Below are 2,348 nucleotides of genomic sequence, written 5' to 3'. Positions count from 1 at the left end.
CAGGATCATGCCGACGACGACCGGCGCGGTCGGGAAGTCGAAGCGCCGCATCACCACGCCCATCGCGCCGATGGCCAGCATCAGGTACAGGTCGAAGGCGCTCTGGCGCATGCCGTACACGCCCACGGTCGCGAAGATCAGGATGCCGGCGTACAGCGGCGCGCGCGGGATGCGCAGCAGCTTCACCCACAGGCCCACCAGCGGCAGGTTCAGCACCAGCAGCATCACGTTGCCGATGTACAGCGACGCGATCAGCGCCCACACCAGCGCCGACGAGGTGGTGAACAGCTGCGGCCCGGCCTGGATGCCGTAGTTCTGCAGCGCCGACAGCAGGATGGCCGCCGTCACCGAGGTCGGGATGCCCAGCGTCAGCAGCGGCACCAGCGTGCCGGTCACCGCCGCGTTGTTGGCCGCCTCGGGCCCGGCCACGCCTTCGATCGCGCCGGTGGTGCCGAACTCCTCCTTGTGCTTGGACAGCTTGCGCTCGGTCGCGTAGCTCAGGAAGGTCGGGATCTCGGTGCCGCCGGCCGGGATGACGCCGAACGGGAAACCCAGCCCGGTGCCGCGGATCCAGGCCGGGATCGAGCGCTTCCACTCCAGGCGCGTCATGTGCACGCGACCCATGGTGTTCATCATCAGGTTGCTGCGGCCCTCGTAGAGCGCGACGTAGAGCGTCTCGCCCACCGCGAACAGGCCGACCGCGACCAGCACCGTCTCGATGCCGTCCAGGAACTCGGGCACGCCGGCGGTGTAGCGGATCTGGCCGGTGATCTGGTCCTGGCCGACCAGGCCCATCGCCAGCCCGATGAACAGCGCCGTCATGCCGCGCAGCGTGCTCTGCCCCAGCACCGCGCTGACGGTGGTGAAGGCCAGCAGCATCAGGCAGAAGTACTCGGGCGGGCCCAGCGTCACGGCGAAGTCCGCCAGCACCGGCGCGAACAGCGTGACCAGCACGGTGGCGATGGTGCCGGCGAAGAACGAACCGATCGCCGCGGTGGCCAGCGCCGCGCCGGCGCGGCCGTGGCGGGCCATCTTGAAGCCCTCCAGCGCGGTCACCATGGTGCCGGTCTCGCCGGGGGTGTTGAGCAGGATGGAGGTCGTCGAGCCGCCGTACATCGCGCCGTAGTAGATGCCGGCGAAGAAGATCATCGACGCGGTCGGGTCGACCTGCGCGGTGATGGGCAGCAGCATCGCCACGGTCACGGCCGGGCCGAGGCCGGGCAGCACGCCGATGGCGGTGCCCAGCGCGCAGCCGATGAAGGCCCACATCAGGTTCGCGCCCGAGGCGGCCGTGGCGAAGCCGCCCATCAGGTGGGTCCAGAGGTCTTGCATGTCAGGACTCCAGGAGGCTCAGAGCCAGCCGCCGGCGGTGAGGGCCGGCAGGTTGAGGGCGAGCAGCTTGTTGAAGAGCCAGAACACCGGCGCGGCGATCAGCAGCCCGGTGACGACGTCGATGAGGAGCTGGCGCGCGCCGCCGTGGCCCTTGCCCTCGGCGCGGCGCAGGCCGCGCACGGCCAGTACGAAGCACAGCGTGCAGGCGAGCACGAAGCCGATCGTGGTGATCAGCGCCGCGTTGGCGATGACCGCGCCGGCGACCCAGGCGGCCGACACCCAGTCGGCGCGCGGTGCGCCCGAGGGCGGCTCCATCTGGCGGAAGCCGCCGGTGCGGGACTCCCACACCAGCCAGGCGCCGCAGACGATCAGCACCACCGCGACGAACCACGGCAGCGCGTTGGGACCGACGCCGCCGTAACCGGCGTCACCGGGGATGGCGGCGGCGCCGATGGCCATCACCGCGCCGACGACGACCGCGCCCACGCCGACCAGGGTCTGGTACAGCGGATGCGGGGTGGTGTCGACGACATCCGGCGCCGAGGGCGCCGCGCCGGGCACGGTGGCGGTCGGGTGGCCGGCCACGGCCTTGGAGGAGGAATCGGACATGGCGGGCCTCCCGGGATCAGACCATGCCGGACTTGTGCATGATCGCGCGCAGCGACGCGAACTCGGCGTCGACGAAGTCCTCGAAGGCCTTGCCGGTCAGGACGGCCGGCGTCCAGCCGTTCTTCTCCAGCGCCTCGGTCCAGGCCTTGGACTTGGTCGCCTTGACGACCATGTCGATCAGCACCTGACGCTGCTGCGGCGTGATGCCGGGCGCGCCGTAGACGCCGCGCCAGTTGCCGATCTCGACGTTGTAGCCGAGCTCCTTCATCGTCGGGATGTCCAGGCCCTTGATGCGCTGCGGCGCGGTGATCGCGATCGGGCGCATCTTGCCGCTCTCGATGTAGGGCTGGAACTCGCTGTAGCCGCTGCCGCCGATGGAGACGTTGCCGCCCAGGATCGCGGCCACC

General features: G+C 70.7%; 3 protein-coding genes. All 3 read right to left on the bottom strand.

The window, feature by feature from the left end:
- A partial coding sequence (locus FUT87_RS24590) for a tripartite tricarboxylate transporter permease (RefSeq protein WP_147242693.1) occupies nucleotides 1–1,332 on the bottom strand: 1,332 nt, incomplete at its 3' end.
- Between the two features lie 18 nt (nucleotides 1,333–1,350).
- Nucleotides 1,351–1,941 (bottom strand): tripartite tricarboxylate transporter TctB family protein, encoded by a 591-nt coding sequence (locus FUT87_RS24585; protein WP_091723165.1) that lies wholly within the window; start codon nucleotides 1,939–1,941, stop codon nucleotides 1,351–1,353.
- A 16-nt stretch (nucleotides 1,942–1,957) separates the two neighbouring features.
- Nucleotides 1,958–2,348: tripartite tricarboxylate transporter substrate binding protein (locus FUT87_RS24580; protein ID WP_255512010.1), on the bottom strand; the 391-nt coding region annotated here is incomplete at its 5' end.

The organism is Mitsuaria sp. TWR114 (genome assembly GCF_007997345.1).
This window is presented reverse-complemented; position numbering and strand designations above follow the sequence as displayed.

Excerpts from the sequence above, each read along its gene's own strand:
- FUT87_RS24585 (WP_091723165.1), bottom strand. The coding sequence starts at position 1,941 with ATGTCCGATTCCTCCTCCAAGGCCGTGGCCGGCCACCCGACCGCCACC.